The following is a 14,003-nucleotide window of genomic DNA, read 5'->3' on the forward strand; positions in this document are numbered from 1 at the left end:
GTCCGGCGTGGCGCGACCTCAAAGGCGCGCGGTCGTGACCAGCGCGCGAATAAAGTGCGGCCTTGCCATGCCGGCCCCCCATCTCATCGACGGGCACGGCGGAGATCAATTTCGCATCTGCGAGAACTGAACGTTCGGTAAAAATGCGTCTGAAACGAGCAGAGCCCGCCCGACGAGGTCGGGCGGGCTCTGCGGAGGGCCGGAATGGAGGGGGGAGTTCCGGCCCGGATATCGTGTATAGCTCGCCGGAACCGATGTTCCGGCGCCGTACCGCAGGAAATATTAGCGGACCGCGCGACGCGCGATCGACGGGATTTCCGAACGGTTGATGCCGAGGTCGTCGAGTTCGCGATTGTTCAGCTGCATCAGCTGATCATAAGTCTCGCGATACTTCTTCCAAGAGCGGTAACGGTTCACAATCGTGTCGAACATGGTCTTCTCCTTTAACTCGGTGCCTTCAGCGACGTGCCTCGAAGCCCTGTGGCCTCGTGCTCATCAAGCCGATCAGGCCGCGACGGTTATTTAGGCGATTGCATTGATTGCGTGCAGAGGTGCAAAGGCATGGCTGCCCTGCGGGCCATGCAGGACGCCATTGTGCCTAATCAGGCGGCAATGAGCCGATTTGCGAGCAGATGCAAAGGGATGATGCTGCGGCGCAGCAGTGGGGGCCATCCGGCGCCGCCTGCGGATTGGCCAGGCCAATCCCGCCGGGAGCATAGCGATCCGTCTTGCTGATGCGGAAATGCCACAGAATCTGCCGCCCCAGGACGGACGCTCCTCGGCAGAGCGGTGGCCGCGGCCCGGCGCCTGCGTCGCCGGGAGTTCGGGGCAAAGCCGGACCTCCGCGCGATTCCTCCCGGATCGCACCGATTTGTGGAACCGCGGCGATAGGTCGGAAACGGCCGGAGGGCCTGAGCGCGGCGGATAAGGCGCGGCTGGGTCGCCCGGGCGCGCGCCGGCCGGCGGATTGTCCCCCGCCGCGACGGTCCAACAAGCCGCTGGTCGCGCGGCGCCTTATTCCGCGGCGTTCGCGCGTCCGGCGGGGCGGCGGGCCAGAAGTTCGGCGAGGAAGGTGCCGGTGTGGCTGCGCTTGCAGGCCACCACCGCTTCCGGCGAGCCCGCGACGACCAGTTCGCCGCCGCCGTCGCCACCCTCCGGCCCGAGATCGAGCACCCAGTCCGCCGTCTTCACGACCTCGAGATTGTGCTCGATCACCACCACCGTGTTGCCCTGCACCACCAGCTCGTGGAGCACCTCGAGCAGCTTGGCGACGTCGTGGAAGTGCAGACCGGTGGTCGGTTCGTCCAGAATATAAAGCGTGCGTCCGGTGGCGCGGCGCGACAGCTCCTTGGCGAGCTTGACGCGCTGGGCTTCGCCGCCCGACAGCGTCGTCGCCTGCTGGCCGACCTTGATATAGCCGAGCCCGACCTGCCGCAGCGTCTCCAGCTTGTCGCGCACCGCCGGCACGGCCGAGAAGAATTCGGCGCCCTCGTCGCAGGTCATGTCCAGCACGTCGGCGATCGACTTGCCCTTGAACGTCACTTCCAGCGTCTCGCGATTGTAGCGGCGGCCCTTGCAGACGTCGCAGGTGACGTAGACGTCGGGAAGGAAGTGCATCTCGATCTTGATGACGCCGTCGCCCTGGCAGGCTTCGCAGCGCCCGCCCTTGACGTTGAACGAGAACCGGCCGGGGCCGTAGCCGCGCGCCTTCGCCTCCGGCAGGCCGGAGAACCACTCGCGGATCGGCGTGAAGGCGCCGGTATAGGTCGCCGGATTCGAGCGCGGCGTGCGGCCGATCGGCGACTGGTCGATGTCGATCACCTTGTCGAGGGCTTCGAGACCCTCGATGCGGTCGTGGGGAGCGGGGTTCTCGCGCGCGCCGTTGAGGCGTCGCGCCGCGGCCTTGAACAACGTCTCGATGATCAGCGTCGACTTGCCGCCGCCGGACACGCCGGTCACGGCCGTGAACAGGCCGAGCGGGATCTCCGCCGTGACGTCCTTGAGGTTGTTGCCCCGGGCGCCGATGACCTTCAGCATCCGGCCTTTCTTCGGCTTGCGGCGTTCCGCCGGCACCGCGACCTCCTCGACACCGCTGAGATAGCGTCCGGTGAGCGAGTTCGGATTGGCGATGATCTCGGCCGGGGTGCCGCGCGCCACGATGCGGCCGCCGTGCACGCCGGCACCGGGCCCGACATCGACGACATAATCGGCGAGCCGGATGGCGTCCTCGTCGTGCTCGACCACGATCACGGTGTTGCCGAGATCGCGCAGCCGCTTGAGGGTATCGAGCAGACGGGCGTTGTCGCGCTGGTGCAGCCCGATGGAGGGCTCGTCCAGCACGTAGAGCACGCCGGTCAGGCCCGACCCGATCTGGGAGGCGAGGCGGATGCGCTGGCTCTCGCCGCCGGACAGCGTGCCCGAGGCGCGCGACAGCGTCAGATAATCGAGGCCGACATCGACCAGGAAGGTCAGGCGCTCGCGGATTTCCTTGAGGATGCGGCCGGCGATCTCGAGCTGCTTCGGCGTCAGCAAGGGCGGCAGGCTCTCGAACCACTCCTGGGCGTGGCGGATCGAAAGCACGCCCGCCTCGCCGATATGGCGGCCGGCGATCTTCACGGACAGCGCTTCCGGCTTCAGCCGGTAGCCGTTGCAGGCCGGGCAGGGATGGTCCGACTGGTAGCGCGACAATTCCTCCCGCACCCAGTCCGAATCGGTCTCGCGCCAGCGCCGCTCGATATTGGTGACGACGCCCTCGAACGTCTTGCGGGTCTGGTAGGAGCGCAGGCCGTCGTCGAACACGAACGTGATCGGTGTCTTGCCGGAGCCGAACAGGATGGTGTCGCGCACCTCCTGCGGCAGCTCGGCCCACGGCGTCGTCATCGACACGCCGAAATGGGCCGCGATCGCCTCAAGCGTCTGGTTGTAATAGGGAGAGGTGTTGCCGGTGCGCGCCCAGGGCAGCACCGCGCCCTGCTTCAGCGAGAGGGCGGCATCCGGCACCACGAGATCGGCCTCGAACGACAGCGTCGTGCCGAGCCCGTCGCAGGTCGGGCAGGCACCGAACGGATTGTTGAACGAGAACAGCCGCGGCTCGATCTCCGGAATGGTGAAGCCGGAGACGGGGCAGGCGAACTTCGACGAGAAGATCACGCGCTTCGGGCTGCCGTCGGCTTCGGTCTCGCCGGCATATTCCGCAACGGCGATGCCGTCGGCGAGGCCGAGCGCGGTTTCCATGCTGTCGGCGAGGCGGCTCGCCATGTCGGCGCGCACCACCACGCGGTCGACCACCACGTCGATGTCGTGCTTCAGCTTCTTGTCGAGCGCCGGCGCGTCCTCGATTTCGTGGAAGGTGCCGTCGATCTTGACGCGCTGGAAGCCCTTCTTCTGCAGGTCCGCCAGTTCCTTGCGGTACTCGCCCTTGCGGCCGCGCACCATCGGGGCAAGCAGGTAGAGCCGCGTGCCTTCCGGCAGCGCCAGGATGCGGTCGACCATCTGCGACACGGTCTGGCTCTCGATCGGCAGGCCGGTCGCGGGGGAATAGGGAATGCCGACACGCGCCCAGAGCAGGCGCATGTAGTCGTAGATCTCGGTGACGGTGCCGACGGTGGAGCGCGGATTGCGAGAGGTGGTCTTCTGCTCGATGGAGATCGCCGGTGACAGGCCGTCGATCTGGTCGACATCCGGCTTCTGCATCATCTCCAGGAACTGGCGGGCATAGGCCGAAAGGCTTTCGACATAGCGCCGCTGGCCCTCGGCATAGATGGTGTCGAAGGCGAGCGACGACTTGCCGGAGCCCGAAAGGCCGGTGAAAACCACCAGCTTGTCGCGGGGAATATCGAGATCGACATTCTTGAGATTGTGCTCGCGCGCGCCGCGAACCGAGATCCGGCGCCCTTCGAAGTCCCCGCCGGTCGGGTGCGTGCCCATTTCCGCTCCCGCGTCCCCGCTCCCTTCGCCGCCCCGCGTCAGGGCGTCGGCGGCCGGCTCGAACAGGGCGTCCGTCGGCGCGGTCGCCGCCTTGCGGGCAGACGACGCGGAGCGCGCCGGGCGCGAGGCTCGGTTCGACGAAGATTCGGGCATCGGTTCGATCCTTCAGGCGCGGAAGCCGGCCTTCCGATTGCGCGGGACCGCGCCGGACCACCCCTCCGACCCGGAGGCTGCTGGTCGGCGGAGGTGCCGCGGCCGGTCGCGGGACACCGTCAACTTAAGTCGTCATGCGAACAAAGCAAGCACATCGCGCGAAATTTCGTGCGTCGCGGCGGCCACGGTCGCCGGCCGCGGCGCATCGGCCGCATCGCGGGAAGGCCGAGCCCGGCTTGCGCCATCGCGCCTCGCTCTTGTAAGTCATGACGGACTTCATCAGCATGGCAAGCGATGATCGCCACACGGGCGACGCGTTCCGGCTGCAGCAGGATGGGAATGAGGGCGATGGTCGATTTCGCGGTCCACCGGCGCAAGATGATCGACAGTCAGTTGCGCACCAACGATGTCACCGATCTCGTCATCATCGCCGCGTTCGGCGCGGTCGCTCGCGAGGATTTCGTGGCTCCCGATCGCCGGGAACTGGCCTATATCGATGTCGAGCAGCCGGTCCCGGGCGGCGCCACGCGCCGCGTGATGCTGACCCCGACGGTGTTCGCCAAGCTCGTGCAGCTTGCCGAGCCGCTGTCGACCGATCGCGTTCTCGTCGTCGGCAGCGCGACGGGCTACGAAGCCGCCGTGCTTTCCAAGATCGCCGGCTCGGTGGTCGCTCTCGAAAGCGATCCCGCGCTCGCCGCGTCCGCCTCCCAGCGGCTCGCCTCGTTCGGAAATGTGGTGCCGGTGACCGGCCCGCTTCCCGGCGGCTGGCCGGATGGCGCGCCCTATGACGTGATCCTCGTCGCTGGCGCCGTCGAGGCGGGGCTGGAGACCCTGAAGGGCCAGCTCGCGCTCGATGGGCGTCTGGCCGTGATCGAGGGCGTGGGTGGCGCGGCGTCCGCGGTGGTCTACACCCGTGGCGATGCCGAGGTCAGCGCCCGCTTCGGCTTCAACGCCGCGTCCAAGGTGCTGCCGGGCTTCGAAAAGCCCAAGGCGTTCGTTTTCTGAGCCTTTTCCGCGTGATCGCGCCGGCAGCCGCGCCGGCGTTCGGTGCGGTCGGGCTGTGCCGCTGTTGCATTGGGGCCGCAGGTGGGGGCAGATCGCCATGATTGTGGCCTCGCCCCCTTTGCGGCAATGCCGACTCGACGATATGACTTAACCGTGCGGTTTAGTTTTTGAGCCGGGGCTGGATTCGGGACTTGCGGAACCGTCGTGTCGTCTTCAGTGTGGCGCGGTCGGGTCTGCGGTGTGTCGGATTCGCGGCGGGGGCGCTCTCGCCGTGAGTTGCGCCTTTTCGCATTTCGGTCCTGCGTCTTTGTCCGGCTGTCGTTCGCCTCGCGCCTGCTGGCCCCTCGGGGTGTCCTCGGCGCAAACGGGCCAGCGGCGGCTTCAGTGTGCGGATTAGGGAGTGATTCCATGGGTCGTTCGTCAGGCCGCCGTTCCGGGGCGCTGGCCACTGGGCTCTCGCCGCAGACTGTCGTGGCCGGCGGCATCTTCTCGGGTGCTGGATCCCTCCTCGGCGTGGCAGCGCTGGCATTCTCGCTCGGGTGCGGAACCGCTTCCGCCCAGAGCTTCGCCGACGCGCTCGCGTCGGCCTACAACACCAACCCGACGCTGAACTCGGCCCGTGCCCAGGCGCGCGCGACCGACGAAGGCGTGCCTCAGGCGCTGTCCGGCTATCGCCCGACCATCTCGGGTTCGATCAGCGGTTCCGCCAACGGCAACTACAACACCAGCTACAATCAGGGCTACGCCGGCACCAATCTGGCGATGAATGGCTCGAATTATCCGATCTCGGTCGGGCTGACGCTGACGCAGCCGCTGTTCCGTGGCTTCCAGACCCAGAATTCCGTGCGGCAGGCCGAAGCCGCGGTTCTCGCCCAGCGCGAGCAGCTGCGCGACACCGAGCAGGCGGTGCTGAACAACGCCGCCGCCGCCTACATGAACGTGATCCAGCAGCAGGCGCTGGTCGAGCTGCAGCAGAGCAACCTCGACTTCCTGAACCAGCAGCTGAAGTCGTCCGAAGAGCGTTTCAAGGTCGGCGAGGGCACCAACACCGACGTCGCCCAGTCACAGGCGAGCGCGGCCCAGGCGCAGGCAAACGTCAATGCCGCCAAGGCCAATCTCAACGCCGCGCAGGCGACCTTCCGCCAGATCATCGGTATCCAGCCGAAGAAGCTGAGTTCCAAGCAGATCGGCCTGACGCTCCGGCCGAAGACGCTCGCGGCCGCGCTGACCTTCGCCCAGTCCCATCATCCCGCGATCCGCGCGGCGGTGAACAATGTCGACGTCGCCGCCTTCAATGTGAAGGTGCTGGAAGGCCAGGTGCTGCCGCAGGTGAACCTGCAGGCGGGCGTCAACCGCGCGTACAACTTCGCGTACGGCAACACCACGCAGTCGACCCGACAGCAGGATTCGGCGCAGATCGGCATCAACGTCAACATCCCGATCTATACCGCGGGCATGGTGTCGTCGAAGGTCCGGCAGGCCAAGGAACAGCTCGGCTATTCGCAGGTCCAGGTCGATCTCTATCGCGATCAGGTCCGCCAGTCCGTCGTGGCGGCCTGGGGCAATTTGGAAGCGGCCGAGGCCTCCATCTTCGCGGCGCGCACCGCCGTCGTCGCCAACCAGCTCGCCGTCAACGGCGTCGTCGAGGAACAGAAGGTCGGCCAGGCGACGACCCTCGACGTGCTGCAGCAGCAGAGCAACCTCGTCCAGGCGCGCACCACGCTGGTGCAGGCCGAGTACCAGCAGGCGGTGGCGTTCTACACCCTTCTCGCCGCGGTCGGCGTGCTCGATGCGGAATCGCTCCGCCTGCCGGTTTCGGTCTACAAGCCGACCCAGCATTATGATGCGGTGCGCGGCAAGTGGGCGGGCATGACGACGCCGGACGGCCGCTGACCGCTTTGCCGCCATCATCCTTCGTCGGAATCGGCCGCATCGTGCGGCCGATTTTCGTTTGACGGCTTGTCTTTCTCCGCAAGGGCCGTGGGCTGTGGATCGATCCCGGTTGCGTCGCGTTGGTTCCCGTTCCGCGCGTGGCGTCGCTTGAGTTCTCCTGTTAACTCTTTATCAATCCTTCGGGAGATCGGCCTTGCGTGGAGCTGTCGCGACAGCGCAATGTCTTGCGGCTCGTCAGGGCCTCCGCGGGCGGAGGCGCGTGGCGGGAAAAATCACAGCCTTGACGGGGCGGCCGGCGGCGGCGCGAGGATGAAGCCTTCGCCCCGGAGATGAGATCGGGAGGAGCGACATGGCGCCAGCAAAGTCCGCCCGCGACCAGACGATGGAGGACATCCTCGCATCGATCCAGCGCATGATCACCGACGGCGGTGACAACGCGACGAAGGACTCCGCGGCGCCGGCCGTGGTCGTCGAACCGCCCGGCGGCAACACGCGGGCGGAGACGTCCGCCGCGTTCGAGGTTGCGCCGGTGCTGCGGGACGACCGCGACGCGGGGCGCCCGGACGACGGGACCGTGCCCGAGATCATGGTGACGGATTCCACCGGCCTCTATGTGGAACTCGCGCGCGAGGAAGAGCGGCTGCTGCCGGCCGACGAAGCCGTCGCGGACGCCGGGGAGGCGGTCGATCCGGATTCACCGGAATTCGCCGATGCCTCGGCGCTGATCGAGCTCGACATCACCGCCCAGCTTTTCTCCGAACTCGGCATCGACCCGACTGAAGCCGCCGCGGAGGACGTCGAGCCCGGTCTCGACCCGAACCTCGAGGCCGATCTCGAGGCGGACATGGCCGACGCGCTCGCCGGGGCCAGCGTCTTCGCCCCGGCAGACGGTGCCGGCGACGAGAACGTCTCCGAGGCCGACACGGCCGCGCACTCCAGCCCGCAGGGCGGGGACGATGCCGCCGCATTCCAGGCGGAAGCGCCCGACGACGCCGGTGAGATGGCCGCCTATCCCGATGCCGACGACGTGGTCGGGGTCGAGATGCCCGAGGACGCCGTCCTCGTCGCCGAAGACGAGCCCGGCCCCGCCGGGGCGGAGGAGGCCGACGCGGGCATCGACGCCCTGCAGGAGGCCTTCGCCGAAGCGCTGTTCGACGACGGCGATCTCGCTCTGGAGGCGGATGACGCGGTGGTTGCCGCGGATGACGTCCCGGTCGAGGCCGTGGCGGACGGGAGCGTCGCGGATGAGAATGCGCCGTTCGCGGACGCCTCTGCCGAGGTTGCCGACGGCATCTCCGGCACCGATATGACGGATATCGCTGCTGCCGATGCCGATGTCCCCTCGGACGCGGCCGGCGAGACGGCGGGGGGCGCCGACATTGACGTGGCCTCGCTTGAAGCGTTTGAGACACTCGTGACCGAGGCGATCGGTGCTGCCATCGTGCCGCTCGTCATGCAGACCATGGAAAACAAGGTTGAACCCGACATGAGCAGTGAGACGAAAGCCGCAGCGCCCACCGCCGAGGACCGCATCCTTTCCGAGGCGGCGGATGCGGCCATCGGCGCATCCTTCAACGTGCTGTCGCGGACCGTGGTGGCGCAGAACCCGCACACCATCGAGGACCTCGTGCGCGACATGCTGCGCCCGATGCTGCAGTCTTGGCTCGACGAGAACCTGCCGCGCATCGTGGAGCGTCAGGTCCGTGCGGAAATCGAGCGCGTGAGCCGCGGCGAGCGCTGAGCCGTCGCACCGCGCTTTATTCCGGGTTGCGATCCCAGAGCGGCGTGCCGGTCGACCCGGCGCGCCGCTTTTGCGTCCGCCGCCGGCGCGCTCTGCGTTCGAGCTAGTCGGCGTTAACGGAGCGGGCTTCAGGCCCGCGCCCTGCGCGCCTGAGGTTGACCGGCGCGCGCTGGACGCTTAACCACGCCCACGGGACCGGGCCGCTTCCCGAGCGGCTTGCCTCCCTGCACAGGTGATCCGGCCCGCTCCCACGGGCTTCAGGGTCACGACCGATCCCCGCGCATCCGCGCCATCGACGAACTGAGCCCGCCATGCTCGAGAAGAACTACGAAGCCGCCGAAGCCGAACCGCGCATCGCCGCCCTTTGGGACGAGAAGCGCGCCTTCGTAGCCGGAGCCGGCGCCGAGCCGGGTGCCGATCCGTTCTGCATCGTCATCCCGCCGCCGAACGTCACCGGCTCGCTGCACATGGGCCACGCGCTGAACAACACGCTTCAGGATATCCTGGTGCGGTTCCAGCGCATGAAGGGCCGCGACGTGCTCTGGCAGCCCGGGCTCGATCACGCCGGCATCGCCACCCAGATGGTGGTCGAACGCCAGCTGATGCAGCGCCAGGAGCCGGACCGCCGCACGCTCGGCCGCGAGAAGTTCGTCGAGAAGGTCTGGAGCTGGAAGGCCGAATCCGGCGGCACCATTCTGGGCCAGCTCCGCCGCCTCGGCGCCTCGTGCGACTGGTCGCGCGAGCGCTTCACCATGGACGAGGGTCTCTCGAAGGCCGTCCTCGAAGTGTTCGTCACGCTCTACAAGCAGGGGCTGATCTACAAGGACAAGCGCCTCGTCAACTGGGATCCGAAGCTGCTGACGGCCATTTCGGACCTCGAGGTCCAGCCGGTCGAGTTGAAGGGCAAGCTCTGGCACCTGCGCTATCCGGTGGAGGGCATGGCGGATCGCGTCATCATCGTCGCGACGACCCGTCCGGAGACGATGCTGGGCGATACCGCCGTCGCGGTTCACCCCGATGACGAGCGCTACAAGGACATCGTCGGCCGCTTCGTCGTGCAGCCGCTGACCGGCCGCCGCATCCCGATCGTCGCCGACGACTATGCCGACCCGGAAACCGGAACCGGCGCGGTGAAGATCACCCCCGCCCACGACTTCAACGATTTCGAGGTCGGCAAGCGCCACGACCTGCCGATGATCTCGATCCTCGATTTCGAAGGCAATGCCGCCCTTCAGGGCAACGAGGATTTCCTCGCCGGCCTCAAGCCATCGCCCGACCTCGACGAGGCGCTGGCCCTGCACGGCCAGGACCGCTTCTTCGTCCGCAAGCGCATCGTCGAGATGCTGGAGGAGCGCGGCTTCCTCGAGAAGATCGAGGACCATCCGCACATGGTGCCGCACGGCGACCGCTCGGGCGTTCCGATCGAGCCGATGCTCACGGACCAGTGGTATGTCGACGCCAAGACGCTCGCCGCGCCGGCGATCGCCTCGGTGCGCGAGGGCCGCACCGTGTTCGTGCCGAAGAACTGGGAGAAGACCTATTTCGACTGGATGGAGAACATCCAGCCGTGGTGCGTCTCCCGCCAGCTCTGGTGGGGCCATCAGATCCCCGCCTGGTATGGGCCGGACGGCGCCGTGTTCGTCGAGAAGTCCGAGGCCGAGGCGCTCGCCGCCGCGGAAGCGCACTATGGCGCCCCGACCGCGCTCGTCCGCGACGAGGACGTGCTCGACACCTGGTTCTCGTCCGCGCTGTGGCCGTTCTCCACCCTCGGCTGGCCGGACAAGACGCCGGAACTCGGCCGCTATTATCCCACCAATGTGCTGGTGACCGGGTTCGACATCATCTTCTTCTGGGTGGCCCGGATGATGATGATGGGCCTGCATTTCATGGGGCCGGAGCCGTTCCACACCGTCTATATCCACGCCCTCGTCCGTGACGAGAAGGGCGCGAAGATGTCGAAGTCGAAGGGCAACGTCATCGACCCGCTCGACCTCGCCAACGAGTACGGCGCCGATGCGCTGCGCTTCACGCTGGCGGCGATGGCCGCGCCCGGCCGCGACATCAAGCTGGCGACCAGCCGCGTCGCCGGCTATCGCAACTTCGTGACCAAGCTCTGGAACGCCGCGCGTTTCGCCGAGATGAACGGCTGCGTGCGGGTGGAAGGGTTCGATCCGGCCTCGGTCCAGGGCACGCTCGCCCGCTGGATCGTGGTGGAAGCCGGCCGTGTCGCCGACGAGGTCGCCGCGGCGATCCTCGCCTATCGCTTCAACGACGCGGCGGCGGCGGTCTACCGCTTCACCTGGAACACGTTCTGCGACTGGTATCTCGAACTCGCCAAGCCGATCCTCAACGGCGACGACGAGGCCGCCAAGGCGGAGATTCGAGCGACCACGGCCTGGGCGCTCGACGAGATCCTGAAGGTGCTGCACCCGTTCGCGCCGTTCGTGACGGAAGAGCTGTGGCTGCGCACCGGCGAGACCGGACCCGCGCGGACGGGCCTCGCCGCCCATGCGCGCTGGCCCGTCGGCGTCGCCGGCGCCGGTGCGGCGGCCGCTGCCGACGAGATCAACTGGCTGGTCGATCTCATCGCTGCGATCCGCTCCGTCCGGGCGGAGATGAACGTGCCGCCGGCCGCGCTGCTGCCGCTGGTGCTCGTCGGTGCCGATGACACCGACAAGGCGCGCCTCGTCACCCACGACGCCGCGATCAGACGGCTCGCCCGCATCGAAACCGCCTCGACCGCCGACGTCGCCCCGGCGGCCTCGGCGCAGATCGTGCTCGGCCGCACCACCGCCTGCCTGCCGCTCGCCGGCGTGATCGACTTCGCCGCCGAGCGCGCGCGGCTGGAGAAGGAACTCGCCAAGGTCGACGCCGACATCGCCAAGGTCGACGGCAAGCTCTCCAACCCGAGCTTCATCGAGCGGGCGCCGGAGGAGATCGTCGAGCAGGAACGCGAGCGTCGCGAAGCCGCGATGGAGCGGCGCGTCAAGGTCGTCGAGGCCCTCGGCCGGCTTCAGGGCGCCTGACCGGCCCCGCTTCGCGTCACGGCCTCGCGGCCGCCGGTCCCTGACAGGGCCGGCGGCCGCTTTCGTTTCGGAATGCCCGCGCGGTCACTGTCCCGACAGAGACCAGCCGGCTCTGTCTCGCCGCCTCTGTCTTGCTGCGCACTTATGGGCGATGGTGCTCCCGATGCAGCGATGACGGGAGACGGGACGATGGCGGACCGGTGGACACTCGGCGGAAGCAGAGGCTTCGGCATCCTCCTCAGGGGGCTTGCGGCAGTGGGGCTGACTGCGACCCTCGCCGCGCCGGCCGTTGCGCAGGGCACGCCCGCGATGGGGCAGGGCGCACAGGCGGCGGCGCCGCTCGCCGAGCGCGTCACCGCGCTGACGCCCGCGCTCGACGCCTATGTGAAGCAGGGCATGGCGGCCTTCGACATTCCCGGCGCGGCGGTCGGCATCGTCGGGCCGGACGGCCTCGTCTACGCCAAGGGGTTCGGCATCCGGGCGAAAGACGATCCGCGCCCGGTCGATGCCGCGACGATCTTCCAGGTTGGCTCGACCACCAAGAGCTTCCTTGCCACCACGCTGGCGAAGGCGGTCGACGACAGGAGGATCACATGGGATAAAACCGTCGTCGATCTCGACCCGAGCTTCGCGCTGAAGGACCCCTGGGTCACACGGGAATTCCGGGTGTTCGACCTCATCGCCCAGCGCTCCGGCCTCAGGCCCTATGTCAACGACACGCTCGCGGTGCTCGGTTATGACGCTGACGCGCTGATCGCATCGCTTCGTTATGCCGATCCGGTCTCGAGCTTCCGCTCCACCTTCGCCTATACCAACATCACCCATCTGCTGGCCGGCCGCATCCTGGCGCGGCTTTATGGCGAGAAGAGTTGGGACGATCTCGCCCGCCGCACGCTCATCGAGCCGCTCGCGATGACGTCGACCAGCTTCACCAAGGAGGCCATCGCCACCGCGCCCAACCATGCGGAAGGCCACCGGTTCGCCTCCGGCGGATCCGTGCAGGTGCCGTTCGACGAGAACTTTCCCTACCGCCTCGGGCCGGCCGGCAACATCAATTCCAACCTGGAGGACATGGCCCGCTGGGTGCGGTTCCAGATGGGCGACGGCGAACTCGACGGCAAGCGCCTCGTTTCCACCCAGAACCTGTCGGTCACGCGCTGGCCGCGGGTGGCGATCAACGACACGCTCTCCTACGCCATGGGCTGGGTCATCACATCCTCGGCCGATGGCCGGGTGGTCTGGCACAACGGCGGCACAGCGGGCTTCGGCGCCCATATCGGCTTCATGCCGGGCAAGGGCTTCGGCGTGGTGGTGCTGTCGAACGAGGGCAATCGCGGTTTTCCGGATGCCGTGGCGCAGTGGATCTATCTGCGGCTCATCGGTGCGGATGCCGGCGATCCGGTCGCCGCTGCCCTCGCGCAGGCGAAGGCGGCGGAAGCGACCGCTGACGCCCGGTTCAAGCCGCCCGCCGATGCGCGGCCGGCCGGCGATCTCGCCGCGCTGGCAGGCACGTTCGCCAACCCCGCGATAGGGATGGCGAACGTCATCGCCGACGGCTCGCGGCTCACGATGACGTTGCAGCAGACCGGCGCGCAACTGGCACTGTCGCCGTTCGACGGGGGGGTGTTCTCCGTCAAGGCGCTGCCGGTCGGCCCGCTCGCGGGCCTCGATGCCCTGACGGACGAGACGCTCGGCTTCGCTCAGTTCGAGGCCGACGCCGACGGGCGTCTGTCCACGCTCGTGTTCGATCAGGACGGCCAGAGGTTCCCGTTCACGAGACACTGACCTCTGCGGACGTGGTTCACGAGGGTTTGTTCGCCGGGGAACGGAAGCGGTGCTGTGCGGTTGTAAGGACAGGCGCGCTGGGGACGACGCCGGAGCGATCCGGCCGAGATAATGCGGTCGCGTCAGATCGAAATCGGGTTGGGAGACCGTGGGTAGGCGGTCTGCCGCCTGCCGCAGGGAGACCACCGATGACCCTTTCCACCATTCTGCTGATCATCCTCATTCTGCTCCTGATCGGCGCACTGCCGACCTGGCCCTACAGCAGCGGCTGGGGCTATGGCCCGGGCGGCATCGTCGGCCTCGTGCTGATCGTGCTCGTCATCCTGATGTTGATGGGACGCGTCTGACGATGCCTGGAGCATAACCCGTTCAGATCGAGCCGATCGGAACGACAAGGATATGCTAAAGCTTTCGAATCTTGAGCGATGTCTTTCCGATCCGATGATTCCATCGGATCGGAAAGCGCTCTAAGC

Annotated in this window: 7 protein-coding genes and 1 pseudogene; 6 read left to right on the top strand and 2 right to left on the bottom strand. The window is 67.7% G+C overall.

Going from position 1 to position 14,003, the window contains the following annotated elements:
* Positions 1-282: 282 nt before the first annotated feature.
* Together BUF17_RS00295 and uvrA are read right to left on the bottom strand one after the other, a co-directional pair.
* A complete protein-coding gene (locus BUF17_RS00295; protein WP_073625242.1) occupies positions 283-432 on the bottom strand; it encodes a DUF1127 domain-containing protein in 150 nt (49 codons plus the stop codon).
* A 582-nt stretch (positions 433-1,014) separates the two neighbouring features.
* Positions 1,015-3,927 (bottom strand): excinuclease ABC subunit UvrA, encoded by a 2,913-nt coding sequence (gene uvrA, locus BUF17_RS00300; RefSeq protein ID WP_073625923.1) that lies wholly within the window; start codon positions 3,925-3,927, stop codon positions 1,015-1,017.
* Positions 3,928-4,428: 501 nt separating this feature from the next.
* On the opposite strand from uvrA, the gene BUF17_RS00305 reads away from it, so the two are divergent.
* The 6 genes and pseudogenes from BUF17_RS00305 to BUF17_RS00330 all read left to right on the top strand — a co-directional run bounded on the left by BUF17_RS00305 (position 4,429) and on the right by BUF17_RS00330 (position 13,877).
* Positions 4,429-5,085, top strand: a complete 657-nt coding sequence (locus tag BUF17_RS00305) for a protein-L-isoaspartate O-methyltransferase family protein (protein ID WP_073625243.1) — start codon at positions 4,429-4,431, stop codon at positions 5,083-5,085.
* A 408-nt stretch (positions 5,086-5,493) separates the two neighbouring features.
* The gene (locus BUF17_RS00310; RefSeq protein WP_084563701.1) at positions 5,494-6,978 is read left to right on the top strand and encodes a TolC family outer membrane protein; all 1,485 of its coding nucleotides are present in this window, start codon (positions 5,494-5,496) and stop codon (positions 6,976-6,978) included.
* A gap of 1,513 nt (positions 6,979-8,491) precedes the next feature.
* Positions 8,492-8,719, top strand: a pseudogene (locus BUF17_RS23465) (PopZ family protein); the annotation flags it as partial.
* 311 nt (positions 8,720-9,030) lie between these two features.
* Complete coding sequence (locus tag BUF17_RS00320; RefSeq protein ID WP_073625245.1) at positions 9,031-11,745, top strand: valine--tRNA ligase; 2,715 nt, start codon at positions 9,031-9,033, stop codon at positions 11,743-11,745.
* A gap of 189 nt (positions 11,746-11,934) precedes the next feature.
* Positions 11,935-13,530 (top strand): serine hydrolase, encoded by a 1,596-nt coding sequence (locus tag BUF17_RS00325; RefSeq protein WP_073625246.1) that lies wholly within the window; start codon positions 11,935-11,937, stop codon positions 13,528-13,530.
* Between the two features lie 188 nt (positions 13,531-13,718).
* Entirely contained in the window at positions 13,719-13,877 is a 159-nt protein-coding gene (locus BUF17_RS00330; protein ID WP_073625247.1) for a DUF3309 domain-containing protein, read from the top strand.
* Positions 13,878-14,003: the final 126 nt, after the last annotated feature.

The sequence above is a fragment of the Pseudoxanthobacter soli DSM 19599 genome, from assembly GCF_900148505.1.
Classification (GTDB): domain Bacteria; phylum Pseudomonadota; class Alphaproteobacteria; order Rhizobiales; family Segnochrobactraceae; genus Pseudoxanthobacter; species Pseudoxanthobacter soli.

Excerpts from the sequence above, each read along its gene's own strand:
- BUF17_RS00310 (WP_084563701.1), top strand. The coding sequence starts at position 5,494 with ATGGGTCGTTCGTCAGGCCGCCGTTCCGGGGCGCTGGCCACTGGGCTC.
- BUF17_RS00305 (WP_073625243.1), top strand. The coding sequence starts at position 4,429 with ATGGTCGATTTCGCGGTCCACCGGCGCAAGATGATCGACAGTCAGTTG.
- uvrA (WP_073625923.1), bottom strand. The coding sequence starts at position 3,927 with ATGGGCACGCACCCGACCGGCGGGGACTTCGAAGGGCGCCGGATCTCG.
- BUF17_RS00320 (WP_073625245.1), top strand. The coding sequence starts at position 9,031 with ATGCTCGAGAAGAACTACGAAGCCGCCGAAGCCGAACCGCGCATCGCC.
- BUF17_RS00295 (WP_073625242.1), bottom strand. The coding sequence starts at position 432 with ATGTTCGACACGATTGTGAACCGTTACCGCTCTTGGAAGAAGTATCGC.
- BUF17_RS00330 (WP_073625247.1), top strand. The coding sequence starts at position 13,719 with ATGACCCTTTCCACCATTCTGCTGATCATCCTCATTCTGCTCCTGATC.
- BUF17_RS00325 (WP_073625246.1), top strand. The coding sequence starts at position 11,935 with ATGGCGGACCGGTGGACACTCGGCGGAAGCAGAGGCTTCGGCATCCTC.